Here is a 23,680-nt window from a genome sequence, read left to right as displayed (position 1 = left end):
TTAGGCCGCCAAGGGCGCGGTTGCATCATTCGTCAACCCTACAAGCCCACTGGTTGAAGCGCCCGTCTTCCGAACGAGGCAGCGGGTCCGCAGTCGGAGCCTTGATCAGGGTGGCCATCTGTAGGCTGCCACCAAAGGCCAAGGCGTTCTGACGGGCTAGACCAGCAATGCGCCGGACTTCCCGTTTGTCAGCCCACTCACTGGCGGACTGAATGGCCGAAAGGTCCTTCTCCGACGACAGCCGGAACGACACCCAGGTGTTGCATTGCGAAAGAACAGTGGGGGAGATTTCCGATGGCCGTTGGGTGCTCAACCAGAGCGCCAGTCCGAACTTACGCCCCTCTTTGGCTAAGCGCTCGTAGGCCAAGGCATTGTTCACGGCTTCATCGCCGGCCCCCAACTGGCGTAGGTAGTGGTGCGCCTCCTCCAGCACCAACAGGGTCTCTCGTTTGTTCTCTTGGCCACGACTAAAGAGCTCGAATGCATAGAGTTCCAAGACGGCCCCCAAGACAAACGGAGTGAGATCGTGCGATACCCGACGGAGGTCAACGATGTGCACCCGCCACTCCACTTCGTCCCCGCCAAACAGCCGTTCCACGACGGCTCTAGACTCATCTCGCCAACTGAGCGGCCCACCGCTGCCCAAACCGCCATCCACGTTAACGACGTCTTTGAACATTTCATCGTCAGTGAAACGGGCAATTCGTGTAATGAGAGGTGCAATGTTGCCGTAGTTCCAGGCATTGCGTTCGAGCGAGCCCCTTGCTGGGGCAATGGCGTGGCTATCCGCAATCAAAGGACCGAGTGCCAGCATGGGAGGCCATGACGTGGCCAATGGCGCTGTCCCCGCCCGCAGGCTGTTGATGATGGCTTGGGCCTCAAAGACGCGATCACTTCTACAGTCGTCGAACAGCGACGCTTGCGTGTCTACCGCTAGGCCCACGCCACCGGCCCCGGGGAACCATTTCACTTGGTTGAGGTGATCCAAGGCAAAGGTCAGTGCGGGCCGTTGCGTCTTGTCACTTGGCAACAATAGGCGTTGCAGGCCAAGACGCCCCAATGCGTAGTAAGGGATGCGGTAGCTCTCCGAATCCGACCCACCGATACGAGTCACCTTGATAGCGTTCGGCGGATAGTTATCCGCAGGGAAGGCGTCTTCGTATTCACCGTTGATATCAAAGATGACGACACGCGCCTTAGGCATCTTCGCGACCTGCTGGAGCACCGCAGCAGTGAAGCAGCTCTTGCCTTGCCCTGAGCTGCCAAGGACCGCCACATGCCTGGAGACCAGGCTCTGTAGGTCCACGGTCAGACGACCACCGCCTCGGAGGTCATCACCTAAGTGGATGTCTGCCGGTGTAGCAACCGAACCGCCAAGAATCGATGAGAGCTCGTCATCGGTGAGCGGAAAGGCCTCAGCCCCCAACGCCGGCGAGGAAAGCGAATCCGAAACGAACACTAACCGTCCGGCCTCACGGCGCAGCCGACCAACCACCAGCCCCGTTAAATGTCGCAGGGGCTCGGAGGAAACCGAAGTTCCTGAAAGTCCGAACCGGTGAACCTCTTTAGGCTCGGCGAACGACAGGGATTGAACCTTCATCACCAGCAGGCGCCCACCAGATTCAATCCCTAGAAGGCTGCCGACTTCAGTGACGACCGAGACGCCATGCACGTGAGCAGCCAACTGCCCCCTATGGACGTCCATCAGGTTCAGCGTGATATCCACGCCGTCGATTTGGACAACATAGCCTATGGCCTGGCGACTCCTCATGGCGCGTCGTCCTCGGTTCCGTCCGGCTTCTCAGGCATCAGTCGCCTGCGCAGATCTGCCAGTTCCTGATCGTAGACCGTTGGGTCTGGAAGATCATTTGCTAACGCGCTGGTGAAAGCCCTACTTCCACCACCAACGATGGTCAGGCGCGGCGTCTGAAGAGCAAGGAGTCTTCGCACGGTTTGCGGAAGGTCCGCCGCTGCGGGGTCTCCCATGAACTCAGGCAAATACACGACTACCTGAAGAGTGGGATTGAGCAACGCAGAGCGGATGAGCCGGTTGATGTGCTCATCGCCAAAACCATAGCCATTGACGATGAGCGCCGTCTGCGGGCGGGCCATGAACTCTGCGAATCGTCGCAGCAGTTCGCCCATTACATAGCCGACGGTCTGAAGATACTTGGCTGCGCGCGGAAGGACCAAGTAGCTCAGCTTGTCTGCGAACCCGGTCAAGAACTCATCGATATCGCGCCAAGCTTCAGATGCCGGCACCTCATACAAGCTGTGGTCAACCTCTTTCCAGGTCAGCGATCCATGGAGCTTGGCCAAGTAGATGTTGTAGACGCCGAAACGAGCTTCTCCCTTAGCCTGGGCATTGCGGAACCCGAGGTCGAAGCTCTGGGGTGAGAAACGGCGGCTGTGCACGCCCAAGAAGCCATTGATGACCTGAAGATCCACCGACTCCGCCGCCCATTCGATGGCCAAGTCATAGTTGGTCGTAAAGACCCAGGGCGCTGGCTGGCCGGGCTGTCGGGCTGCAGTGAGCTTTTGGAGGATTGAGCGGTGGGCCGACAGCTCGTCAGCCAAGTCCGCACCCAAAGGAGACTTCCACCAATCTTCCTTCAGCGTCGCTGCATTGACGACGGCTCTAAACAGGGCCGACCTTACCTTATGTGCCTGAACGAGTTCCGAACTGCCTTGTCGCCCCCATTCCAGAATGGCGATCTCAAGCCTGTCCAGAAGGACTTCGAAGTTGGGCAAGCTGGCAACAGGGGGCGGGATGAATGGATTGGTCGGAACAACCGGAACACCTGGCGCCGGGGGCGGAAGCGGTGGCAACGGCAATCTCTTTTCGTCATCCGTGATGAACCCCTTGGACAAAAGCCAGTCTGCCTCAACCGAACTGCCTACCAGGAATCTGCTCCACAGCATCCTCATCGTCTGGCCCCCTGCTGAGCAGGACGCCCCCGCCCCCAGCAGCAGACCAACGTTCTCCAGTCGTAAAAGAGATGCGAGATACGCCTGCAGCTCAAGCTCGTCCGTAATCGGCTTGCCGCCGCGATACGCCGTAATGCCCATAACAACCCCCTGTTTCATCCATGTCGTTGTCCTGCCCTGCGCACAGGTGAGCCCTTGTAATTAAGCGCAGTGTAAGCCGGTCTCCCGCCACCTGTAGGCCGAGCCACTTTAAAGGCCTTGACCAGCCACCCCGTAGGCATCGGATAGAGCGTCCAGCAAGGAGTCTCTGTCTGCGTAAGCGATCTTGACTTGCGAGGGAAGCGCCACCGACGCCCCATCCACGTCCCATACGATGTCGTATACCCGGAAGATGATCACTTGCTCTCCATAGCCATGGCTTGCCAGAGCTTAGCTCAATGGCCTCGCGTAGGGGCTATAGTTGGTAGGAAGCCAGCACCCTGCGACGCTTGCTTCCCTAGAACTCACTTCTTGCCCTTCTTGCCTTTCTTGCCTTTGTCGAGGGCTTGGTTGAGGGCGGAGCCCGCCGCCGTCTTCGACTTGCTTCCAGTTCGACCCTCACGCAAAACTTCACTAGATGGCTTCGCTGCTTTCGAGCCCGTCTGCTCGTTCTACGCCATGCCGTCTCTCCTCAACACCATGTTGTGGCAGGCCGAGCACTTGAAAAGCTCACAACCAAACTAACAATAAAAAGGCATCGTTTAACTACGGTTCATTTAGCGAAATGCAACTGGTTAGCTTAAATGAATTAAAAAGTACCAAAATGACTGCGGAGATTTTGGAGCTACCGATCCGTAACTCATTGTTTTTGCTAATCATGACAACGAAACCAAGCCCGGTACAAATATGACACTTCCTTGAGTTGGTCGTGGCGTTGCGCAACACTTACGGCGTTCAGATTGATCCCGATTTTGTATTGACCATTTTGGGACCTGTTCTATTGGTACTTCCATCGTTCCGATGGAAGCCAAGCAATGCCCTCCCCCGCTTTAGAACACCTCCACCAATACCTGCTCCACCCCATGGGCACTCTCCAGCTCAGAGGCATCCAGGTAGGCAATCTTCGCATCGAGGAATTGAACATCACCGGCCGAGAGGCTGCCATCCACGCTCAAGAAATGCTGGACCGGGCCGACGACCGCCAACGTCGCAGCCGCCGGGCCAATGGCTGCACCCAATACCCTGTCCCGCTGCCTGTCGCATCCGCCCCTCGTCTTCTTTCAGTGGAGATTGCGGATTACGTTAGGTCCCGCGATGATCGAGGCTTGGCGAAGGACACGACCGGCTCGACCTTCCGCACGCTCACCTTGCTCAAAATGGCGTGTGGGGACATCCCCGTCTCCCGCATTGACCATGCCCATATCTATCGCCTATGGGAGTTGCTGCGGTGGGCTCCGCCATTGCTTCTCTCAGACCCGAAGTATCGCGGCTACACGTATGACCAGGCAGTCGCGCTGGGCAAAGAACTGGCCGTTCCTCCGCTGGCGCCCAAGACGCTTGAGAAGCATCGCCGCTTCCTTTCCACCTTTTTCAAAGGCCTGGTCGAGGCCAACGCGATCCCAGCGTCCCCCATGGCTCCCTTCAAGAAGTTCAAGGAAGACTTGGCCGAAGATGCAGACAAGGCGGAGCGCCTGTTCGACGAGTCAGACCTGCAGAAAATCTTCGCACCGGAAACCTTTGTTCCGTGGGCGAAGAGCCATCCCCATCGATGGTGGATGCCCATGATCGGCCTCTACACGGGGGCACGAATCAACGAAGTCGCGCAATTGAAGGTTGCGGACATCGTTCAGGAGGCGGGCATGTGGTGGCTCCGCATTCGAGTCACGATTGATCCAGACCTAGCGCATAAGAACCGAGGCAGAAGCCGACAACGCTTGAAAGGCAGGTCCGCCATCCGGGACGTGCCCATCGCACAGCAGCTCATCGACGCGGGCTTCCTGGACTTCGTGGAGGACATTCGGGAGAGCGGCCATCCCCGGCTTTTCCCTCACCTCTCGGCGGGCGTCAACCGCAAAACGGGCGACTCAAATGCTCGCTACAGCCAAGCGGCACTCAACCAGTTCAGCACCTACATGAAGCGTCTTGGCTTCAGGAAAGGCGTTGGGTTCCATGCATTCCGCCACACCATCGCCACAGAACTTCATCACCAGGACATCCCGGAAGAGGTCATCGCATTGATCACCGGGCACTCACCCAACAAGCGTGTCGCCGTCTTGCACGAGGCCTACTTCCACAAAAAACCGGCGCTGGCCCAAAAGAAGAAGATTCGCACCATCAAGCGTTACCAGCCTAGCGTTGAACTGCCAAAGTATCAGCGGGGCCAGTTTGCGGAGCAGCTGTCCGACCCCAGCAAGTTCTATCCATAATGGCCACCCGGGCAGCGCGCGTGTGGCAATCAAGCTCGTTCCACACTAGGCTAACGGCTGTCCATTTTGAGGAACTCTCTAATGCCTATCGATTTGACGGGATTGTCGGTCAAGGAGCTGCGCTCTTTGATCAGCAGCGCAGAGAAGCAGCAGACCAAGATTCTGACACGCCCGAAGGCTGCTGCCATGCGTGCCAAGATCAACAAATACGTCAAGGATCATGGCTACACAATCGAGGAACTCTACGGAGTTCCTAATGCGGCTGCGCCCAGCAAGTCCAAGAAGACAAACGTCCGGAACAGCCCTTCGGCCCGCAAACTGGGCAAGGTGGCTCCGAAGTATCGCAACCCGGCCAATCCGAATGAGACTTGGACTGGGCGTGGTAGACAGCCCAAGTGGATGGCAGCGCTCGTCCAAGCTGGCAAGTCACCCACCGATTTTCTGATCTAGCCAACAATAAGGGTCATGAACCGGGCCATAGCACTGTTCACCGGGACAGGGTCCAGGTATTGCGCAAGCACTACCTCCACAAGAAGCCGGAAGTGATGCGCAGCAAGCAGATTAGCGCTCTGGAGTTGTATCGGCCCAAAGTGAAGCTGCCGCGCTACCAGCGTGGGCAGTTCGCCGAGCGGCTGGACGATTCAGCAAGGCTCTATCCGTGAGCTTTCACCTCAGTATGCGCGAGACTACTTGATCGAAGGTGTGCGACCGAAGCCCGATTCGGAGAGGGGTCCATTCATTCATCAGGTCAATCGTTACTCTGTGGAGTGCTTCTCATCCTTGGCGTGGCGATCACGATAAGTTTCGGTGACAAAATCAACGAATGCCACCGCAGATGCTACAGCCAAGCGGGCGTGACGGGGTTGAAGACCACGGTGCTTGCCGTCCTTGCCATGGCCGGTGCCGTAGAGGCGGCGAAGGTTGGCCAAGTTACCGGCGATTTGGTTCAGGTTGCTCAGGATGCGCTTGATGCACTCGGCCCCCTTGGCTTGGTCATCGATCCCTTCAGGCACCAGGTCCAAGCTCTTGGCCAGCTTTTTGGCCAAGTCGTTCATGTCATCGCTCTTGCCTATCTCCACCCCCATCTTGCCCAGGATGGTCTTGCAGCACGATTCCACCAGCTCCTTCGCGCTGCCGATGGCCAGCTCGGGATCTTTCTCGACCGCGTATTCCATGCGCTGTATCTGCTTGGCGATGGCGCCCGCGTCCAAGGAATCAGCGGCAGACCTTCCCCTCTCAAAAGATCGGTGATCGTTGGAGGTCAACGGGCGGGGTTCATACCGGGCCCTTCCTGCGATCCGCTCGACTTCGACCAAATGCCAACCCGCTTGCCGCAATTGGTCGTTGAGGTGCTCAACGATGGTAGCGGCCTCCTGGCGGTCAGGCCTCACCACCGGGTGGACCATTTCCGCCAGGAACCGTAGGAAGGTATCGGCCGGACCATCCAGTAACGGAAATCGGTCGTCGTCGAAGATCCAGTAATCGTCCCAGTCAAAATTATTGACCCGGTGCTGGTGGATGTCCCCCGCGGCGTCCTTGTAGCGCGAATCGGTGGATGGCAACCGCCGCAGCTCGTAGATGCGGCTCAGGAACTCGGTGTCGTCCAACGCGCCGAACACGTTCACCTGCTCCAGTCGGAGCCCATCAAAGATGTTCCGACGAACGGCACGGGGAATGACAACTGGAGAGGAGGAGCGCCAGTCTTCGTTCTGGCCCACGATGGGAAACAACCGGGCGGCGAAGAAGTCGTGGCCATTCGGGGGAATGGCTTCCGTCAATGCCTCGGTGATCTGTTCGCAAACGTCCTTGAGCTTGGGTCGCAAGCGCGCAAACTCCGGCGCCGGCACTTCCAGCAGGACGTTCCAGTAATTCGTGCCCCCGTTCCAGTTGTCAGAGGTATCGTGCTGGATCGATGCGGTGGAGGTGCGAAGAAGATCAGCCGCGTCGGTGTGCCCGCTCTCTTGGAGCAGCATGTAAGCGGCGCCCAAGCACCGCTCCAACACCTGATCATCGAGAGGGCTCGTCAGCACGATCAGCTCCGGCGAACCAGCATGGCCTGGGCAGGGTCGTAGACGTAGTCGGTGATGCTCCCGTCTTGGATGCGCTTGACCGCCTCGTCAATCACCGGAAGAGGAACCAAGAACCACTCCCGCGGCTTCACAGGAACTCCCATCCGATCTCGGAGGGTTAGCTCAAGACGCGCAGACTGGAAGATGCGATGAAAGATGTTCTCAAGGCGAATGGGATTAACGTTGGCGAGCTTGTAGGTGGCGATGACCTCCACCTTTGCCAACATGTAGGTCGACTCCCTCTCCGCGTTAGCAATCCTGGTCTCGACCTTACCCCCGGTAACGCCGATCTTGTGGATCAGCTGCTGATTCTCCTGGACGTATGAATTGCGGGAAAGGCTCCGCAGCACATAGATGGTGCCGTTCACCACGTCGTCCGTTTCCAAAGCATCCCCAAACAGGGGACCGTAATCGTCGTCGGTGATGCGTCGGCCGGTGTCGTCCTTGTAGAGTGCCCGCTGCAAGGAGCGCTCGAGCAAATCGCTCTCGGTGCCGTTGGAATAGATCACCCGCAGCCTGGCGTTGGATTCCCCATTTGGCGTGCGCACCGGCTCGCCCACCTCGGCGACGTAAGCCATCTGCCCGCCGAGAATGAAGAAGTTGCCCTTCTCCACGCTGGCGTCGCGGCCAAACCGCAAGGTCTTTCGGAGCCCCGATTTGAGATCGCCCTCCACGCGTTCAAAGAGCGGCGCAAAGCGTTCAAAGTCTGCGCAAGGCGTGCGGCTGGCGATGTCTTCCAAGGCCTTGCGCTCTTCATAGGACCGAACGTGACGCAACTGGGTGATGTCGTCCTCGGTTCCTCCTTCGCTCACACCCAAGTCGGCCAGCAGGACGTCATCGTCCACCGAATCACCTTGTCCGGTGACAGCAAGGGTAGGTGCTTCTTGGAGCAATCCGTGCGCATCCAAGGGCATGAGCAACGGATGTGCATCGGCAAGCGACCGCAGACGGTCCAGGCGCACGGCGAACAGGCGTTCAAAGATGTCGCGCTCCTCTCCATGCTGCGGAGCACGCCCATGCTCATCCACGAACCGGAGGATTTCTTCGAAACCAGCGATCAGCCGTTCTTCCTGGGGCGTTCGCGCAGCGGCGTTGATCGGGGCCAGGTCCTGCCCCAACTCGGCCAACAAGGCCTCGTCTTCGTCCCAATCAGCCATGATCGCCACCTCGGGCCTCGGCCGCCTTGCGTTGCTGGACGTGCTTGGCCAAGGCCACCACGCCTTCGGCCATTTTGCGCTCCCACGGGTCTGGCGAGTTGATGTCGGGGGCTCGCTGCTTTTCTGCCTTGAACGCGCGGGCTCGCAGGGCCAACGCCTTGGCCTCGTCGTAAGGAATGGCCACGCGTTTGGCTGAAATGCTGGCCTGGACCTGACGGAGAATCTTCTCATCCATGGCCTTGGCCAACACCGCGTAGGCGGCATCGAACGGGTTGATCCGGTCGATGAGGTCAATGTTCAAATCCCGCACGTTGACGAACTTTCGAACCCCGTCGATGAGCGAGGTGTTGCCCTGCTCCCCTTGGGCATCGTCTTCTGCCAGCCGCTGCTTGGCCTGTTGGGTCACGTTGAGCGCAGCGATGGCGTGCTGACGGATGGCCTCCTGATCTTCTGCGGTCAGGTCCGGGTATCGATCACGCACGATCTTGCCGAGCTGAACCTGGGTCAGGTCTTCGGGCAGGGTGTTTTCCTTGTCGAACAGCCCACGCTCCACCGCCGTCTTGTCTTGAATGAAGGTGGTGATCACCTCGTTCAAATCCTCCCGGCAGATGCGCGCCGCTTCGGGCGAGGTCGGCATGGCCAGCCCCCCAATCTCCACGTGAACTTGGCCCGTGGTCGGATTAACGCCCACGTTGTGACCGCCCTCTTGGTAGCCGTCCTCGCCGTAGTCAAAGCCGTCCATCTTGCCGGCGTTCTTGGGCGTGAACTCGAACCGCGGGGCCAGGACCTGCTCCATGAGCAAGCTGGCCGCGATGGCCTTCAGGGTGTCGTTGACGGCGTCCACGACCGCGGCCTCGTCGGCAGCGGGTTCGGCGATGAGGTTGGTGAAGCGGGAACGCTCCTTGCCGGGTGCATCGCGGGTGGCGCGGCCGATGATCTGAACGATTTCGGTCAAACTGCTGCGGTAGCCGATGGTCAGCGCGTGTTCGCACCAGATCCAGTCGAACCCTTCCTTGGCCATGCCCAAGGCAATGATGATGTCAACGTGGTCTCGGTCGTCTTTGTGCGCCGGATCCTTCAGCGCCGACAGGACCTTGGTGCGCTGTGCAGCGTCGGTGTCGTCCACCAGGTCGGCAACCTTGAGCACGCGTCCGTCGGCCAGCTCGACCTGATGGAACCCCGTGGCCGGGTCCAATCCCTTCCAGGTGCCCAAGCGGGACATGATTTCCTCGACCTCGCGGTGCTTGTCCTTGAGGCTCTCCCGGGCATTGACGTTGGGGATGTGGACGATGGTTTTCAGGCCAGGATCCAGCACCTTCATGATCGCGTCCAGGTAGCGGCCGGTGTAGAAGAAATAGCCGATGTCCAGGGACTTGAGGTAGGTGTAGCCGTTGAGCTGCTCGTAGTAGGTGTAGGTCACCGTTTCAAAGCGTGCCTCGTCCGAGGGCGAGAGCACAGCCACGGTGTCTCCACGGAAGTAGGAACCGGTCATCGCCACCACGTGGACCTGTCCATGCGCGATGAGCTGACCCAGCTGACTGCCCAGCTTGTTATCCGGGTTGCTGCTGACGTGATGGAACTCATCGATGGCGATCAAACGGTTGTCGAAAGCCTCGATTCCAAACTCGTCCACCGCGAAGCGGAAGGTGGCATGCGTGCACACCAGCACCCGGTCATCGCTGGACAGAAACTCGCCCACGGCCTTGATCTTGGACTTGGCGACCTTCCCATTGTCTTCACCCGGTGCGTTGCACAAGTTCCACTGAGGGCGAACCACCCAATCGCTCCAGAACCCATGCTTGCTCAGCTCTTCGTCGGCAAAGCTGCCCCCGATCGAGCGTTCGGGCACCACGATGAGGGCCTGCTTGAGCCCTTGGTTCTCCAGCTTGTCCAACGCAATGAACATCAGGGCTCGCGACTTACCCGATGCCGGAGGCGACTTGATGAGCAGAAACTGCTCGCCCCGCTTGGCGTAGGCTCGCTCCTGCATGGGCCGCATGCCCAGCGCGTTGACCTTGTTCGACTCCCCGGTGCGAGCGGCCGTGATGGATACGGATGGCACGGTGTGCCGATTGGTCGGATTGGTTTCCATGGTCATTTCGCCCTTCCCCCCTTCTTGGGCTTGGCCGGCGTGGCCGTCAACTTGGTGTAAAGATCGAACAGTTTTTCGAGGCGCTCCGTGTCGTTACGGAACCGGCGACCGATGTAGATCCGCTCCAGCACCTCGTCGTTGCGCTCGTGGGCCTGCCGGAGGTCGTCCGGCATGTCATCTGGTTCGTAGAGGTCCGCAAGCGTGGCGGGGTAACACGCCTCCCGCGCCAGCAAGATGTCTTTCGCGCAGGCCTCTAAGTCGGACCTGTTCTGCTCCGTCAATACCGGCACGGGGAAAGTGTTCCAACCCAGCGTGCTGGAATACCGGTAGTCCGTCTTGATGCGACCACAGACCGCTGCGACCCACACCAGATGCATCTTGGATGCGAGCAAGGCAAAGGACCACAGCTCCGCATCGAGCATGGCAAATGCCCCATCGGCGACGATGGCCCCACGTGGGAACAGGCTTACAGGCAAATAAGGGCGGGTTTCCGAAGAATGCCGCGGAACCAAAATGACCGTCTCCTCGCCCGTCTGGCGCACCTGCTGGAAAGCATAGGGAGTAGCGGCTCCTGCCTTGGTGAGCGCCTTGCCGCTCTTCTTACGCATCTCCACCACTTGATCGGTGCGGGCCTTGATGGGAGCCAGGGCCATGGCTTGCTCCGCCTCTTCAGGCGTGATCCAAAGGCAATAGCGCAAGTTGCCTTGAATGGTGTCGTTTGCACCGAGGAATTGACGCACGTAACGCGCGGTCTCTGGCTCTGCCTGGACCAAAGCCCTCGCGCCATCTGCCTTCATCAACAAATGGCCGCCGTCCGCTGGCTTGCTGCCATTGATGATTTCACCAATGGGGCACAACGGTTTGGAAAGAGCGGGAACGTAGATGTCTCGAAATGGTATGAGGTAAGCATTGATGTTCGCCACCTCGCGCTTGGTGATAGTGTCGTTGTCGTCCGACTGGAAGAGCAAGGGGTTGCTTGTGTCCCTTTCGCTCAAGCCGATGATGATGACTGTCACACCTGCATTCTTCGCAGCCAGGTTTCGCCACTTGAATGGGGTATAGGCGAAACGGATCCGCAAGCCCTCTGCAAGCAACAGTGGCCAGAGGCGGGCGACCTGCTCGCCTTGAGTGATGGAGCTCGTGCTTACGAAAGCACAAGAAGCCTGGGTGGCACGGGCGTAGCGGGCAAACTTGTAGAACCAGCCCGAAACGTAATCCAAGGACTTGAAGCTGTCGGTGACATTCCCGAACAGCGCCTCCATGTCCGCCTTCTGTTGATCGTCCTGCTCAGTCCCCCCTTTGTAGGGAGGGTTTCCGCAAATGTAGGTCTCTCCCCCCTCGTTTTCGAAGTCAATTTCGGACTGATCGGCGGGAGCAGTAAACAGGTCGTCGCCCTGGAGGCTGACCTCGGTTCCTGTCGGCGGGCAAACGGAGAGCCAATCGATGCGCAAGGCGTTGCCGCAGGTGATCCAGTTCTTGCTGTCGAGCGGAAGGACGGTAGCCAACGCCTGCTGCTGCCCGCGGTAAAGCACGTCGCACTGAAACTCGGCAATGATGAGCGCCAGCCGGGCAATCTCGGCGGGGAAGTCGTTGAGTTCAATGCCACGGAAATTGTTGATCGGGATCTCGGACTTCCGGTCCTCCTCGCCACGCCGCCGGTTGATCTCCGCCTCAATCTTGCGCATTTCCTTGTAGGCGATAACCAGGAAATTGCCGGACCCGCACGCCGGATCGAACACACGGATGTGCGCCATCCGCTTGCGCAGGTTGAGCAGCTTGGCCTTGTTGTCCTCCGCGGATTCCAGATGTGATCTCAGGTCATCCAAGAAGAGCGGGTTCAGCACCTTCAGAATGTTCGGCACGCTGGTGTAGTGCATGCCCAACGATCCGCGCTCCTCCTTGTCGGCCACCGCCTGAATCATGGACCCAAAGATGTCTGGGTTGATCTGGCGCCAGTTCAGTTCACCGATCCGGAGCAGATACGAGCGTGCAGCCCGGGTGAACCGCGGAACTTCTGTGCTGCCTGAGAACAACCCGCCATTGACATAGGGAAATGCCAGCGCCCAACCATGAAGGCCCGTGCTGGGACGATCATCGGATTTCAAGTTCATCGCCGTGAACAGCGTTCCGAGCACGGCGTCTGTGTTCGATCCGTCAGGAGCCGACATCCGGTCCACGGTGCGCGTGAACAAGCTATCGCCGTGGAAAATGTCCGTGTCCTCGGCGAAGAAGCAGAAGATCAGTCGGGCCATGAAGTGATTCATGTCCGATCGCCGCTCGTCGGTGTCCCAGTCCGGGTTGTGGGTCAGCAGCTCCACGTAAAGCTTGTTCAGACGGCCCGTCGCCCGGACATCGATCGGGTTTTCCTTGATCTCCTGAACGGTGGTGATGCCAGCGAAGGGCAGGAAATAGCCAAAGTGCTCGGCCAGCTCGGCATAGGGGCATGCCAAAGGCTCCCCTGTGGCCAGATACTCCGCCTCAAGGGATTCACCGTCGGTGGCAAGGACGAGCTTGATCCGATACGTCGAGTTCTTGGCGCTGGCCTTCAACGCTTCGAACGTCTCACGCACCTTTCCTCGTTCGCACACTGCCAAGTGGATGTGGTTGCGTTGAAGAATGGCCCCTGGAACATCGGAAAGATTCGTCCCGCCGGACCCGACTTTTCTCAGGCGCTTGAGGGTGACCTCGTTGTTGCCAAACGCCGCCAAGAACTGGAAGGGGAATTCTGCAGAATCAAAGGGAGCCTGGGCCAGCTCGTAGATGGCCTCTTCGATTTCCACCGCGTTCATACGGCCAAGATCCACGACGAAGCCCCGCCGTGACAGGCGCGGCGGAAGGGAGGATGGGAGCAGTCCACGTGGCGTTGAAGCAATGACATCCGGCAACTCTCAAAAGACAGGTCCCAAGTATCGTTCAGCCCCATGGTAGAGGGCCACTTCCGCAGCACCTGCGACATAGCAAGCCTTTGTTTCCAAAGGCTCTCCCCATCAGCGGCAAGCCACCTCGGCCACCGTTTGCGCAGCCCCAAGGTCCGCAGGCAGCTGGGCCTTGCAGACCCCTTCCACGTCCACCGTCTGGCCGGGTCGCGGCTGCTCCAGGTAGAGCCCCCCGTCGTAACCCACCTGTGGTCTCGGTCGCCGTCTTGGCCACCGTGCCCGCTTCGATGGCCCGGCCAGTGAGGCGACCTCATTCAACAATGGCTTGGCGGTCGAAGCTGGTGGTCTGCTCGATCCCAGCCAAATGGGTGCCCAATGGCAAGCCCCAGTCGATATTAGGGGCTCGCTCGAGCGTTGCAACGCGCTTCTTTAGCTTATTCAATTCGAACTGAAGATCTATTACTTCTTTGCGCGAGCACCTACTGCCAGTAGCGCCCCCGCTCGTCATCAGCCTTAAGAACTCACTCCAGAAAGAAACAGCACTCAAGACCAGCCTCCGCATGGTGATTTTGCCTGCAACTCAAGACTTATATGGCAAGTTTACTGCCGGCCCCCAAGGCTAGCGATTGCACTTAATCCAGGCGAATGAACGCTGATGCCCTGAAGCTTTTCCCGGACAGTGAAAGCGCGGCTGTAGGTCGAATGGTGCTCGTCGTCAATTTCATGGCCCACGATCTGAGCTCTTAGCTCTGAAACCACTCCGGCCCCCTGCAACTCTTGGATGAATGTTTTCCGGAGTGAGTGAAATCCACGCTTTGCCGGCTCCCAACCCTTCCCCACCTCGGCCAGATGCCGACTGAAAGCCTTGGTGATCCAGTTGCCTTGGCCGTTCACGGCAGTTGCCTTGGCCGCGGCGAACAACCTCGTTTCTCCGGCCTTGCGCTTGCCATCGACCCAACTCAGGAAGCCCATTTCGAGCAGTTCGGGATGGAGGGGGACCGTGCGAAGGCTGACCTCGGTTTTCACTTTCTGGTGCTCGCCTTCGTCGGAGATACGGAGGCATGGAATGCCGTCCTCCTCGAACACGTCTCTGACCAGCAACTGGCCGACCTCTGACGCCCTCGCCCCCGTATAGAGCCCAAGAAGGGAGGCCCAGCGGGCCGACTCGGACAGCTTGGCAAGCGCCTCGGGCGCAAACAGGGCCTGGATCTGGGCTCTGTCGTAGGCCTTAAACCCCAGCTTCTTCCGCGCCCGCTTCTCGCGCTGGGAATAGCTGACATGGCCGCTGGCCGGATTGTCGCCACGGGGATAGTGCCCAGACGCCATGGCCCACTCGAAGAAGCCACCTTTGCCACCGATGTAGCTCTGCTTGTTAGTGAGCGTTGGCGTGGAAGCGCCTTTCTCACGCATGTCCTGATACCACCGCGCCAGATCGGACCTGGTGATGGCGTGAACCTTTGCCTTCGGCCCCAAGAAGGCCACCAATGCCTCAATGGCCGTCTTCTTGATCGTGTAGGTCTTGGGCAGGGTCGAACCCTTGAGCGTCGCCAAGAATGCATCCCGAGCCTTGCCCAGCGTCATCGTCTCAATGGCAGGCGTGGAGGCCAGACCTTTGTGGCTGCCGGCGTATGCAGAGCCAAACAGGGACGGCACGGTTACTGCGAGGGATTGAGAGATCCCTCCCGCGGTTGCTTCAAGCTCCATCAACTGCCGATACAGCTTGAGGTCCTTGGGACTGTCGATTTGCCACCGCTCCGTCACCGTCCCATCCGGTTGACGCGTGCGGTCCAACGTCAGTTCACGGAGGTTCTCGGCGCTCGTCAGGCGAGCGATGAGCAGATCAGCTTCCTGCTTGCTGAGCTTGTCCACGCGTTGATCCTTCAACTGTGCGAAGAGCCGAGCATAGCCCGCTCCAAGCACGACTGCACGCACGTGCGCCTGGGCGAGATCGTGGGTCTTGAGGGTGCGCTTGATCAGCCGGCAATCGAGCACGGCTTGCAAATCAATAGGAACGCGCTGGACGAACGACCAGCGGCCGGTGGATGACCGGCTCAAATGATGAGGGATGCGCATGCGAGTGTTTCCTCTGCATGCTTCCTGCTTTCCAATCCGACCGTATCGATGATTTCAATTGAAAATCAACGAGTTAGGGTCTTTTGGCGGAGAGAGTGGGATTCGAACCCACGGAAGGTTTAACCCTTCGCCGGTTTTCAAGACCGGTGCCTTAAACCGCTCGGCCATCTCTCCGTATCGGCCCAGCCTGCTGGCCGGGCACGCATTCTCGCACGGCCGGGCGATTTGCCCAAGACCGTTGTTCCGTCGGAGGCAGCTCTCAGCCCGCGTCCACCGCCAACGCACCCAGCGCACTGGCCTTGATCCGCTCCTTGGCCTTCTCGCAGGCGCCACCGCAATCCAGGCGCGAGGCCTCCAGCTGCGGCGGCAGGTGTTCGGCCAGGAAGTCGATGAATACCCGCACCGCCGGCAGCAGGCCGCGACGCGAGGCGAACACGGCATGGCACACGCCCTGGGGCAGCGACCAGTCCGGCAGCACCACTTCCAGCTCGCCGTTGCGCACGGCATCGGCGCAGACGGTTTCCGGCAGCATGGTGATGCCGAAGCCGTCCTTCACCATGCTCTGCAGCAGCGGGAAGTCGAAACCGGCCACGCGCGGCTGCAGGTCCACCCGGCGCACCGCGCCTTCCGGTCCGTGCAGTTCCCAGCGCTGGCGCGCCTCGTCTTCGCTGATGCTGAGGGTTACGTGGTTGGCCAGCTCTTCCGGGTCCTTCGGGCGACCGGCGCGGTCCAGGTACTTCGGGCTGGCCACCAGCAGTTCCTGCACCTGGCCGAAGCTGCGCATCACCAGGCTGCCATCGTCATCCAGCCGCGAGCGCACGCGCAGGGCCACGTCATAGCCTTCGTTGATGATGTCCACGCGGCGGTTGCTGATGTTCAGCTGCAGGCGCACCTTCGGGTACTGCTCGAGGAACTTGGGCAGCAGCTTGGGCAGCTGCATCTGCGCCAGCGACACCGGCACGCTGGCGCGCACCAGGCCGCGCGGCTCGGCGCTGAGGCGGTCCACCACCTCGCGCGCGGCCTGCGCCTCGGCCAGCATGGTCTGGGCGTGGCGGTGCACGCTGGTACCGACGTCGGTGACGGCGAAGCGGCGCGTGGAGCGCTGCAGCAGGCGCACGCCCAGGTCGGTTTCCAGCTGGCTGATACGGCGGCTCAGGCGCGACTTGGGGATGCCCAGTGCGCGCTCGGCGGCGGCGAAACCGCCGTGGTCGACCACCATCGCGAAGTAGTACAGATCATTCAGGTCATGCATACCCGAGTTCCATTGATAGAACAATACGTGGCATTCAACCACCTTTATCCCGTCGATGCAACAACCTATCGTTCTCTCCGTCGGCGGCAAGCCCGCCACCTCTCCCGAACATAGGTACTGCCATGAAGCTTCTGCACATCGACGCCAGCGTGCTTGGCGACAACTCCGTCTCCCGCCACCTGACCGCCGCCGTGGTGGCCCAGTTCAAGCAGCAGATCGACGGCCTGCAGGTTGATTATCGCGATCTTGACGCCAATCCGGTACCGCATCTGCGCAGCGGGTCGCTGGCCAAGACCGACCCGGCCGAGGCCGCTGATGCTGAACAGGTGCTCGAGCAGTTCCTGGCCGCAGACATCGTGGTGATCGGTGCGCCGATGTACAACTTCAGCGTGCCCTCCACCCTGAAGGCCTGGATCGACCGCGTGGCGGTGGCCGGGCGCACCTTCAAGTACACCGAGAACGGTCCGGTGGGCCTGGCCGGTGGCAAGCGGGTGATCGTGGTCAGCAGCCGTGGTGGCATCTACACCGATTCGCCGGCGGACTTCCAGGAGCCCTTCCTGCGCCAGACGTTTGCCTTCTGGGGCATCAACGACATCGAGTTCGTGCGTGCCGAGGGCATCGCCTATTCGCCGCAGCACCGCGAAGACGCCATTGCCGGTGCGCTGGCAGCGCTGCCGTCGCATGAGCCGGCGGAAGTGGCAGCGGCATGACGCGTTCCAGCGTTCGGCGCCTCTCTCCCTCGTCTGGGCGCTGAACGCGGGCCGGGATTCCCTCCCCCATCCCTGCCCACCCTGGCGGTCCTGCTTTTGCGGGGCCGCTTTTTTTTGCCACCATGGGGCGATGGACTACATCGTGATGGCTGCGCACCGCAGCGAATTTCCGCACCCGATCACCCTGCACCGTGGGCAGGCGCTGGTGGTGGGCGTTCGTTATGAGGGGCCCGAGGGTTGGGAGGACTGGTTTCTGTGCGAGGCCGAGGGGCAGCAGCCGGGGTTCGTGCCGGCGCCGGTGATCGGTCGCGATGCGCAGGGTGGCGCGTTTGCCACGGAGGATTACTGCGCGCGGGAGCTGGATGTGGACCCGGGGCAGCACCTGCGCGGCGTGCGCACGCTCAATGGGTGGGCGTGGTGTGTGCCGGAGGGTGGCGAGGCCGGTTGGGTACCGCTGGAGAAGCTGCGCGTAGCAGGTTGATGGATTGCGTCATCCACGCATGGCGTGGATCTACTGACGCGATGCTGCATCCAGGCGCTGGGGGCTTAGGGCTTTGCAGTAGATCCACGCCATGCGTGGATGCGGTGCCGACATGGCCGGCACCCATCAGAAGGCCGCCAGGCATGGCCCGGCGCTACCGGTTGATCAACCGATGGTTTCGATGCCACCCATGTACGGGCGCAGGGCTTCAGGCACGGTGATGCTGCCGTCGGCGTTCTGGTAGTTCTCCATCACTGCGATCATCGCGCGGCCGACGGCCACGCCCGAGCCGTTCAGGGTGTGCGCCAGCTCCGGCTTGCCGGTGGCCGGGTTGCGCCAGCGGGCCTGCATGCGGCGGGCCTGGAAGTCACCACAGTTCGAGCACGAGGAAATCTCGCGGTAAGTCTCCTGCGAAGGCAGCCAGACTTCCAGGTCGTAGGTCTTGATGGCCGAGAAGCCCATGTCGCCGGTGCACAGCAGCACCTTGCGGTACGGCAGGCCCAGCTTCTCCAGCACCACTTCGGCGCAGCGGGTCATGCGCTGGTGCTCGGCGTCGCTGTCTTCCGGGCGGCAGATCGACACCAGCTCGACCTTCTCGAACTGATGCTGGCGGATCATGCCGCGCACGTCGCGGCCACCGCTGCCGGCTTCGGAACGGAAGCACAGCGAATGGGCGGTCATGCGCAGCGGCAGGCGCTCGGCGTCGAGGATCTCGTCGCGGGCGATGTTGGTCAGCGAGATTTCCGAGGTCGAGATGAGGTAACGCTTCTGCTCACCCAGCTGGGTGATGAACATGTCCTCTTCGAACTTGGGCAGCTGGCCGGTGCCGTACAGGCTGTCGGCGTTGACGATCACCGGCACGTTGGTTTCCTGGTACTCGTGCTCGCCGCTGTGCAGGTCGAGCATGAACTGGGCCAGGGCGCGATGCAGGCGGGCGATCGGGCCACGCAGCACGGTGAAGCGCGAACCGGACAGCTTGGCGGCGGTCTCGCCGTCCAGCCACTTGTTGCGGGCGCCCAGTTCGACGTGGTCGAGCACCTTGAAATCGAACTGGCGCGGGGTACCCCAGCGCGACTGCTCGACGTTCTCGCTCTCGTCGGCGCCGGCCGGCACGTCATCGGCGGGAATGTTCGGGATGCCCATGGAGATCGTGTCGATCTTCTCGCGCAGCTCGTCCAGGGCCACTTCCGAGGCCTTCAGCTCATCGGCGAACGCGGCAACCTCGGCCATGATGGCCGAAACGTCCTCGCCCTTGGCCTTGGCCTGGCCGATGGCCTTGGAACGGCTGTTGCGCAGGCTCTGCAGCTCCTGGGTACGCACCTGGATGCGCTTGCGATCGGCCTCCAGTGACTCCAGGGCAGACACGTCGAGCTCGAAGCCGCGGCTGGTGCGCAGGCGTTCGGCGAGGTCGGCGGGCTGGTGGCGGAGCAGGGCTGGATCAAGCATGGCAGGCGTCGTGGTGGGTAACAGGAACGGGATTATCGCCTGTTATACGGAATTCTGCCGCCCGGTTCATTCCGGCCGTGGCAGAATCGAGGCATTCCGTACTGGTCTGGTCCATGTCTGCTCCCCGTCCGTCGCCTGCCAAGTCGTTCACCGTGCATATCCCGCGCAACGCCCTGAAGATCGCCGGCATCGCCTTCGGCGTGGGCATCCTGCTGTTCGTGCTGGTCTGGCTGACCGGACGCGACAAGGAATTCTTCCGTGCCGACCCGGCCGCGCAGACGCCGCAGGAAACCGCCCAGGTGGAACCGCTGCCCGAACCACTGGCCGCGGCGGCCGGTTCCAGCGATATGCCTGACGCCAAGCCGGCCCCGGTGCCGGACGAGGAAGATGCGCCGAAGCTGGTGGAAACCGCCCCGCCCCCGCCACCGGCCACGGTTGAACCTGCTCCGGCCGCGCCGGGCACTGCGGCACCGGCAACCGCCAATGCGCAGCCGATGCCGATTGCCGGCCAGTCGCCGCCGCCAGCCTACCCGGCCGCCGCCCTGCGACGCGGTGAAGCGGGCAGCGTGGTGGTGCGGGTGGAGGTGGACGCCACCGGCTACCCGAACAACGTGACGGTGATCCAGCGCAGCGGTTCGCGCGAGTTGGACCGTGCGGCAACGGACGCGGTGCGTCGCTGGCGCTTCAGCCCGGCAGTCAGCAATGGCCAGCCGGTGCCGGGCAGCATTGAAGTGCCGTTCGACTTCAAGCCGCAGTAACTGAACGCTTCCCCGCAGAAAAGCTGAACCTTGCAGGTTGCGTTGACGCAATGCTGACACGCTGCGACGCCGCCTCGGGCAACACTCTGGGCGTCGTTACTGACGTGAGGAGTTTGCGATGACTGCTACCACCCACGAGAACCTTCATTCGCCGCAACTGCAGCAGGACCGCGCGCTCGAGCCGCGCTCGACCTCCCCTTGGCTGTGGCTCGCCCTGATCGTGGCGATGTTCGCCGCGGCACTGGTCTGGCTGCGATTCTCCAGCCATGACGACGTTGCGCCTGCGCCGGTAAGCGAGCGCATGCTGCCGGCCACGGAAACCCCGGTTGCCACCACGCCTGCCCCGGCTGCGCGGCAGGCCGCGCCCGCGCAGAGCGAGCGCAAGGCAGCCCCGGCCGTACGCAACCGTGAGGCGCGTCCGCTGGCCAGCAACAGCAAGCCAAGCTATCCGGCCGCTGCGCTGCGCAGTGGCGTGCAGGGCAGCGTGGTTGCCAGCTTGAACGTGGATACGCGTGGCAACGTGACCGACGCTGCTATCGTGTCGCGCAGTGGTGAGCGCAGCCGCGATCTGGACCGTGCCGTGCTGAACACCGTGCAGGGTTGGAAGTTCGAGCCGGCCATGCACCAGGGCCGTGCGGTTGCCAGCCTGGTACGCGTGCCGGTGGATTTCCGTACCGAACAGCGTTGATCGCCGGCTGACGCCTGAAATGAAAACGGAGGCCNNGGCCTCCGTTTTTTTTCGCGCGCGTTGGGATTCCGCCGGGCATGGCCCGGCGCTACCGGGGCAGTCGCCGAAGGGTAGCGCCGGGACTACGTCAGGTCAGGTTGAAGCCAGCGCTGCGAGCCAGTCCGTCGAAGTCCGGGAAGGACGTTGCGACGTTGGCGATGTCGTTGATGCGCACTTCACCATGACTGATCTGGCCGGCAATGGCGAAGGCCATCGCAATGCGATGATCACCGTGGCTTTCAATGGTGCCACTGCCCAGCGATACGCCGCCGTGCAGGGTGGCACCATCTTCGGTTTCGTCCACCTGCATGCCCAGCGCCCGCAGGCCGGTCGCCATCGCGGCCAGGCGATCGGATTCCTTCACCCGCAGTTCGGCGGCGCCGGTCACCACGGTCTGGCCTTCGGCGGCAGCAGCGGCCACGAACAATGCCGGGAACTCGTCGATCATGTCCGGCACCAGCTCCTCGGGAATGCGCGCACCCTTCAGCGGCGCATAGCGCACCAGCAGATCGGCCACCGGTTCGCCACCCTGCTCTGCCGGGTTCTGTTCGGTGATGTCCGCGCCCATCAGGCGCAGCGCGTGCAGCAGGCCGGTACGGCGCGGATTGAGGCCGACCTGCTTCAGGCGCAGTTCGGAGCCGGGAATGATGCTGGCCGCCACCAGGAAAAACGCGGCCGAAGAGAAGTCGGCCGGCACCACGATATCGGTCGCGCGCAGGCGCTGGCCACCACGCAGGCGGGCCTTGCCCGGCGAGAACGCGATGTCCACGCCGAACGCGGACAGCATGCGCTCGGTGTAGTCACGGGTAGGGTGCGGCTCAGTGACGCTGGTTTCGCCGTGCGCGTACAGGCCGGCGATCAGCACGGCGGACTTGATCTGCGCACTGGCCACCGGCGAGGCAAAGTCGATGCCGTGCAGCGTCTGCCCGCCATGCACGTGCAGCGGCGGCGTGCCGTCTTCCTCGGTGTCGATCTTCGCGCCCATCTGCGACAGCGGACCGGTGACGCGGCGCATCGGACGGCCGGACAGCGATTCGTCGCCGACCAGCGTGCTGTCAAATGCCTGACCGGCCAGCAGGCCGGCCAGCAGGCGCATGCCGGTGCCGGCATTGCCACAGTCGAGCGGTGCGCTGGGTGCCTGCAGGCCATCGATGCCGACGCCGTGCACGACGCGCTGCGACGCACTGGGGGTTTCGATGCGCACGCCCAGCTGGCTGAAGATGCGCGCGGTGGCGCGGGTGTCTTCGCCTTCCAGGAAGCCTTCGATATGCGAGGTGCCATCGGCCAGTGCGGCGAACATCACCGAGCGGTGCGAGACCGACTTGTCGCCGGGAATGGTCAGGCTGCCCTGCAGGGGCTGGCCCTTGCGGGCGATCCAGTGCTGCGCGTTGCTCATCGTTGAATGGTTCCGTAAACGCCGGCTCGCCGGCGGTGCATCAGGGGCGGCGGCCGCAGCCGCCACATCAGGGATCAGGGCACGGCTACCGGATAGGAGCCAAGCACCTTGATCTGCGCCGAGTGCGCTTCCAGTTCGGCCAGTGCAGCCTGCATCGGCGCATCGTCGATGTGACCGGCCAGGTCGATGAAGAAGCCGTATTCCCACTTGCCGTGATGCGAGGGGCGCGACTCGATGCGGTTCATGCTGATGCCATGGCGCGCGAACGGGCTGAGCACATCGAACAGCGCGCCGGGCTTGTCATGGATGAACACCAGCACCGAGGTGCGGTCATGGCCGGAGGTGGGGAAGATGTTGCGCCCCACCACCAGGAAACGGGTGGTGTTGTCGGCATCGTTCTGGATCGGCTTGGTGACGACCTTCTTCAGGCCGTACACATGGCCGGCGCTCTCGCCGCCAATGGCCGCGGCATCGTCGGCGTTGCGCGCACGGCGCGCACCTTCGGCGTTGCTGGCCACCGGGATCTTCTCGGCCTTGGGCAGGTTGGCGCGCATCCATGCCGAGGTCTGCATGAACGACTGCGGATGGCCGTAGACGCGTTCGATGTCCTCTATGCGGCCACTGCGCGACATCAGGTACTGCTGCACGCGCAGTTCCACTTCGCCGCAGATCTTCAGGTTGGAGGTAAGGAACATGTCCAGGGTGATCTGGATGGTGCCCTGCCCCGAGTTTTCCACCGGCACCACGCCGAAATCGGCGTTGCCCGCTTCCACTTCCTGGAACACTTCTTCGATGCTGGCCATCGGCAGGCCCAGCGCCGAGCGGCCGAAATGCTTGAGCACGGCCTGCTGGCTGAAGGTACCTTCCGGACCGAGGTAGCCGATCTTCAACGGTTCCTGCTGGGCCAGGCAGGCCGACATGATTTCGCGGTAGACGTGCACCAGCAGCTCATCGCTGAGCGGGCCTTCGTTGCGATCCACCACCATGCGCAGCACCTGCGCCTCGCGCTCGGGGCGGTAGTAGTCGACGGCGGCGGCGAGCTTGCCCTTGGCCTTGCCGACTTGGTGGGCGAACTGTGCGCGTTCGGCGATCAGGCTCTGGATGTCACGGTCGATCTGGTCGATCTTCGAACGCACATCGGCCAATGCCAGTGGCGCCAGGGTCGGCACCGCGGTTGCCTTCGACTTGCCCTTGGGCTTGGAAGTGGCGCTGTCCTTGGCCGGCTCGGCCTTCTTCGACGCCTTCTTGCTGGGTTTGCTTGCCATCGGAATTCCTTGTTGCGGGGCGCGCACCCGACGATGCGCGCCGTT

At 61.7% G+C, this 23,680-nt stretch carries 18 protein-coding genes, 1 tRNA gene and 1 pseudogene; 7 read left to right on the top strand and 13 right to left on the bottom strand.

What is annotated here, in order from left to right; all coding sequences use genetic code 11:
• Positions 1–25: 25 nt before the first annotated feature.
• Both herA and TEP_RS07295 read right to left on the bottom strand, forming a co-directional pair.
• A complete protein-coding gene (gene herA, locus TEP_RS07300; RefSeq protein ID WP_132824782.1) occupies positions 26–1,771 on the bottom strand; it encodes an anti-phage-associated helicase HerA in 1,746 nt (581 codons plus the stop codon).
• The gene (locus tag TEP_RS07295; RefSeq protein WP_240790645.1) at positions 1,768–3,087 is read right to left on the bottom strand and encodes an SIR2 family anti-phage-associated protein; all 1,320 of its coding nucleotides are present in this window, start codon (positions 3,085–3,087) and stop codon (positions 1,768–1,770) included. Before TEP_RS07295 ends, herA begins: the two co-directional genes overlap by 4 nt.
• An 854-nt stretch (positions 3,088–3,941) precedes the next feature.
• On the opposite strand from TEP_RS07295, the gene TEP_RS07290 reads away from it, so the two are divergent.
• The 3 genes and pseudogenes from TEP_RS07290 to TEP_RS19750 all read left to right on the top strand — a co-directional run.
• Positions 3,942–5,333, top strand: a complete 1,392-nt coding sequence (locus tag TEP_RS07290) for a site-specific integrase (RefSeq protein ID WP_132824781.1) — start codon at positions 3,942–3,944, stop codon at positions 5,331–5,333.
• Positions 5,334–5,414: 81 nt separating this feature from the next.
• Positions 5,415–5,783: an H-NS histone family protein gene (locus TEP_RS07285; protein WP_132824780.1), complete on the top strand. Its 369-nt coding sequence runs from the start codon at positions 5,415–5,417 to the stop codon at positions 5,781–5,783.
• A 23-nt stretch (positions 5,784–5,806) separates the two neighbouring features.
• Positions 5,807–5,995, top strand: a pseudogene (locus TEP_RS19750) (integrase); the annotation flags it as partial.
• A gap of 93 nt (positions 5,996–6,088) precedes the next feature.
• Here TEP_RS19750 and TEP_RS07280 read toward each other — a convergent pair.
• The 8 genes from TEP_RS07280 to TEP_RS07245 all read right to left on the bottom strand — a co-directional run bounded on the left by TEP_RS07280 (position 6,089) and on the right by TEP_RS07245 (position 16,852).
• The gene (locus TEP_RS07280) at positions 6,089–7,363 is read right to left on the bottom strand and encodes an abortive infection family protein (RefSeq protein ID WP_240790644.1); all 1,275 of its coding nucleotides are present in this window, start codon (positions 7,361–7,363) and stop codon (positions 6,089–6,091) included.
• 2 nt (positions 7,364–7,365) lie between these two features.
• A complete protein-coding gene (locus tag TEP_RS07275) occupies positions 7,366–8,559 on the bottom strand; it encodes a GIY-YIG nuclease family protein (protein ID WP_132824779.1) in 1,194 nt (397 codons plus the stop codon).
• Positions 8,552–10,657 carry a DEAD/DEAH box helicase gene (locus tag TEP_RS07270; protein ID WP_206140194.1) on the bottom strand — a complete coding sequence of 702 codons (2,106 nt, stop codon included), beginning with the start codon at positions 10,655–10,657 and terminating at the stop codon, positions 8,552–8,554. Before TEP_RS07270 ends, TEP_RS07275 begins: the two co-directional genes overlap by 8 nt.
• Entirely contained in the window at positions 10,654–13,440 is a 2,787-nt protein-coding gene (locus TEP_RS07265) for a DNA methyltransferase (protein WP_132824778.1), read from the bottom strand. Before TEP_RS07265 ends, TEP_RS07270 begins: the two co-directional genes overlap by 4 nt.
• 397 nt (positions 13,441–13,837) lie before the next feature.
• On the bottom strand, positions 13,838–14,074 hold the full coding sequence (locus tag TEP_RS19745) for a hypothetical protein (RefSeq protein ID WP_165933901.1): 237 nt from the start codon (positions 14,072–14,074) through the stop codon (positions 13,838–13,840).
• 53 nt (positions 14,075–14,127) lie between these two features.
• Positions 14,128–15,600, bottom strand: a complete 1,473-nt coding sequence (locus tag TEP_RS07255) for a site-specific integrase (protein ID WP_165933900.1) — start codon at positions 15,598–15,600, stop codon at positions 14,128–14,130.
• Positions 15,601–15,684: 84 nt separating this feature from the next.
• Positions 15,685–15,774: transfer RNA gene (locus TEP_RS07250), tRNA-Ser, on the bottom strand.
• An 85-nt stretch (positions 15,775–15,859) separates the two neighbouring features.
• Positions 15,860–16,852 carry a LysR family transcriptional regulator gene (locus tag TEP_RS07245; RefSeq protein ID WP_025878750.1) on the bottom strand — a complete coding sequence of 331 codons (993 nt, stop codon included), beginning with the start codon at positions 16,850–16,852 and terminating at the stop codon, positions 15,860–15,862.
• A 122-nt stretch (positions 16,853–16,974) separates the two neighbouring features.
• On the opposite strand from TEP_RS07245, the gene TEP_RS07240 reads away from it, so the two are divergent.
• The gene (locus TEP_RS07240) at positions 16,975–17,562 is read left to right on the top strand and encodes an NAD(P)H-dependent oxidoreductase (protein ID WP_059064575.1); all 588 of its coding nucleotides are present in this window, start codon (positions 16,975–16,977) and stop codon (positions 17,560–17,562) included.
• A gap of 130 nt (positions 17,563–17,692) precedes the next feature.
• Complete coding sequence (locus TEP_RS07235) at positions 17,693–18,043, top strand: ligand-binding protein SH3 (protein WP_132824776.1); 351 nt, start codon at positions 17,693–17,695, stop codon at positions 18,041–18,043.
• 165 nt (positions 18,044–18,208) lie between these two features.
• Here the strand turns inward: TEP_RS07235 and serS are convergent, their stop codons facing one another.
• Positions 18,209–19,489: a serine--tRNA ligase gene (gene serS, locus TEP_RS07230; RefSeq protein WP_025878753.1), complete on the bottom strand. Its 1,281-nt coding sequence runs from the start codon at positions 19,487–19,489 to the stop codon at positions 18,209–18,211.
• Between the two features lie 113 nt (positions 19,490–19,602).
• On the opposite strand from serS, the gene TEP_RS07225 reads away from it, so the two are divergent.
• Together TEP_RS07225 and TEP_RS07220 are read left to right on the top strand one after the other, a co-directional pair.
• Positions 19,603–20,247 (top strand): energy transducer TonB, encoded by a 645-nt coding sequence (locus TEP_RS07225; protein WP_025878754.1) that lies wholly within the window; start codon positions 19,603–19,605, stop codon positions 20,245–20,247.
• Between the two features lie 118 nt (positions 20,248–20,365).
• Positions 20,366–20,935, top strand: a complete 570-nt coding sequence (locus TEP_RS07220) for an energy transducer TonB (RefSeq protein ID WP_132824775.1) — start codon at positions 20,366–20,368, stop codon at positions 20,933–20,935.
• Between the two features lie 127 nt (positions 20,936–21,062).
• Here TEP_RS07220 and aroA read toward each other — a convergent pair whose 3' ends face one another.
• On the bottom strand, positions 21,063–22,370 hold the full coding sequence (gene aroA / locus TEP_RS07215; RefSeq protein ID WP_132824774.1) for a 3-phosphoshikimate 1-carboxyvinyltransferase: 1,308 nt from the start codon (positions 22,368–22,370) through the stop codon (positions 21,063–21,065).
• Positions 22,371–22,444: 74 nt separating this feature from the next.
• Positions 22,445–23,635, bottom strand: coding sequence for a prephenate dehydratase (gene pheA / locus TEP_RS07210; RefSeq protein WP_025878757.1), 1,191 nt, complete (start codon positions 23,633–23,635; stop codon positions 22,445–22,447).
• Between the last annotated feature and the right edge of the window lie 45 nt (positions 23,636–23,680).

Origin of the sequence: Stenotrophomonas sp. TEPEL, assembly GCF_004348785.1 — a bacterium.
Taxonomy (GTDB): domain Bacteria; phylum Pseudomonadota; class Gammaproteobacteria; order Xanthomonadales; family Xanthomonadaceae; genus Stenotrophomonas; species Stenotrophomonas indicatrix.
The sequence above is the reverse complement of the archived record's forward strand: the minus strand, read 5'-3'. Positions and strand labels throughout refer to the sequence as shown.

Excerpts from the sequence above, each read along its gene's own strand:
- serS (WP_025878753.1), bottom strand. The coding sequence starts at position 19,489 with ATGCTTGATCCAGCCCTGCTCCGCCACCAGCCCGCCGACCTCGCCGAA.
- TEP_RS07265 (WP_132824778.1), bottom strand. The coding sequence starts at position 13,440 with ATGAACGCGGTGGAAATCGAAGAGGCCATCTACGAGCTGGCCCAGGCT.
- TEP_RS07240 (WP_059064575.1), top strand. The coding sequence starts at position 16,975 with ATGAAGCTTCTGCACATCGACGCCAGCGTGCTTGGCGACAACTCCGTC.
- TEP_RS07275 (WP_132824779.1), bottom strand. The coding sequence starts at position 8,559 with ATGGCTGATTGGGACGAAGACGAGGCCTTGTTGGCCGAGTTGGGGCAG.
- TEP_RS07290 (WP_132824781.1), top strand. The coding sequence starts at position 3,942 with ATGCCCTCCCCCGCTTTAGAACACCTCCACCAATACCTGCTCCACCCC.
- TEP_RS07245 (WP_025878750.1), bottom strand. The coding sequence starts at position 16,852 with ATGCATGACCTGAATGATCTGTACTACTTCGCGATGGTGGTCGACCAC.
- TEP_RS07235 (WP_132824776.1), top strand. The coding sequence starts at position 17,693 with ATGGACTACATCGTGATGGCTGCGCACCGCAGCGAATTTCCGCACCCG.
- TEP_RS07270 (WP_206140194.1), bottom strand. The coding sequence starts at position 10,657 with ATGACCATGGAAACCAATCCGACCAATCGGCACACCGTGCCATCCGTA.
- TEP_RS07295 (WP_240790645.1), bottom strand. The coding sequence starts at position 3,087 with ATGAAACAGGGGGTTGTTATGGGCATTACGGCGTATCGCGGCGGCAAG.
- pheA (WP_025878757.1), bottom strand. The coding sequence starts at position 23,635 with ATGGCAAGCAAACCCAGCAAGAAGGCGTCGAAGAAGGCCGAGCCGGCC.
- TEP_RS07225 (WP_025878754.1), top strand. The coding sequence starts at position 19,603 with ATGTCTGCTCCCCGTCCGTCGCCTGCCAAGTCGTTCACCGTGCATATC.
- herA (WP_132824782.1), bottom strand. The coding sequence starts at position 1,771 with ATGAGGAGTCGCCAGGCCATAGGCTATGTTGTCCAAATCGACGGCGTG.
- TEP_RS07220 (WP_132824775.1), top strand. The coding sequence starts at position 20,366 with ATGACTGCTACCACCCACGAGAACCTTCATTCGCCGCAACTGCAGCAG.
- TEP_RS07255 (WP_165933900.1), bottom strand. The coding sequence starts at position 15,600 with ATGCGCATCCCTCATCATTTGAGCCGGTCATCCACCGGCCGCTGGTCG.
- TEP_RS07285 (WP_132824780.1), top strand. The coding sequence starts at position 5,415 with ATGCCTATCGATTTGACGGGATTGTCGGTCAAGGAGCTGCGCTCTTTG.
- aroA (WP_132824774.1), bottom strand. The coding sequence starts at position 22,370 with ATGAGCAACGCGCAGCACTGGATCGCCCGCAAGGGCCAGCCCCTGCAG.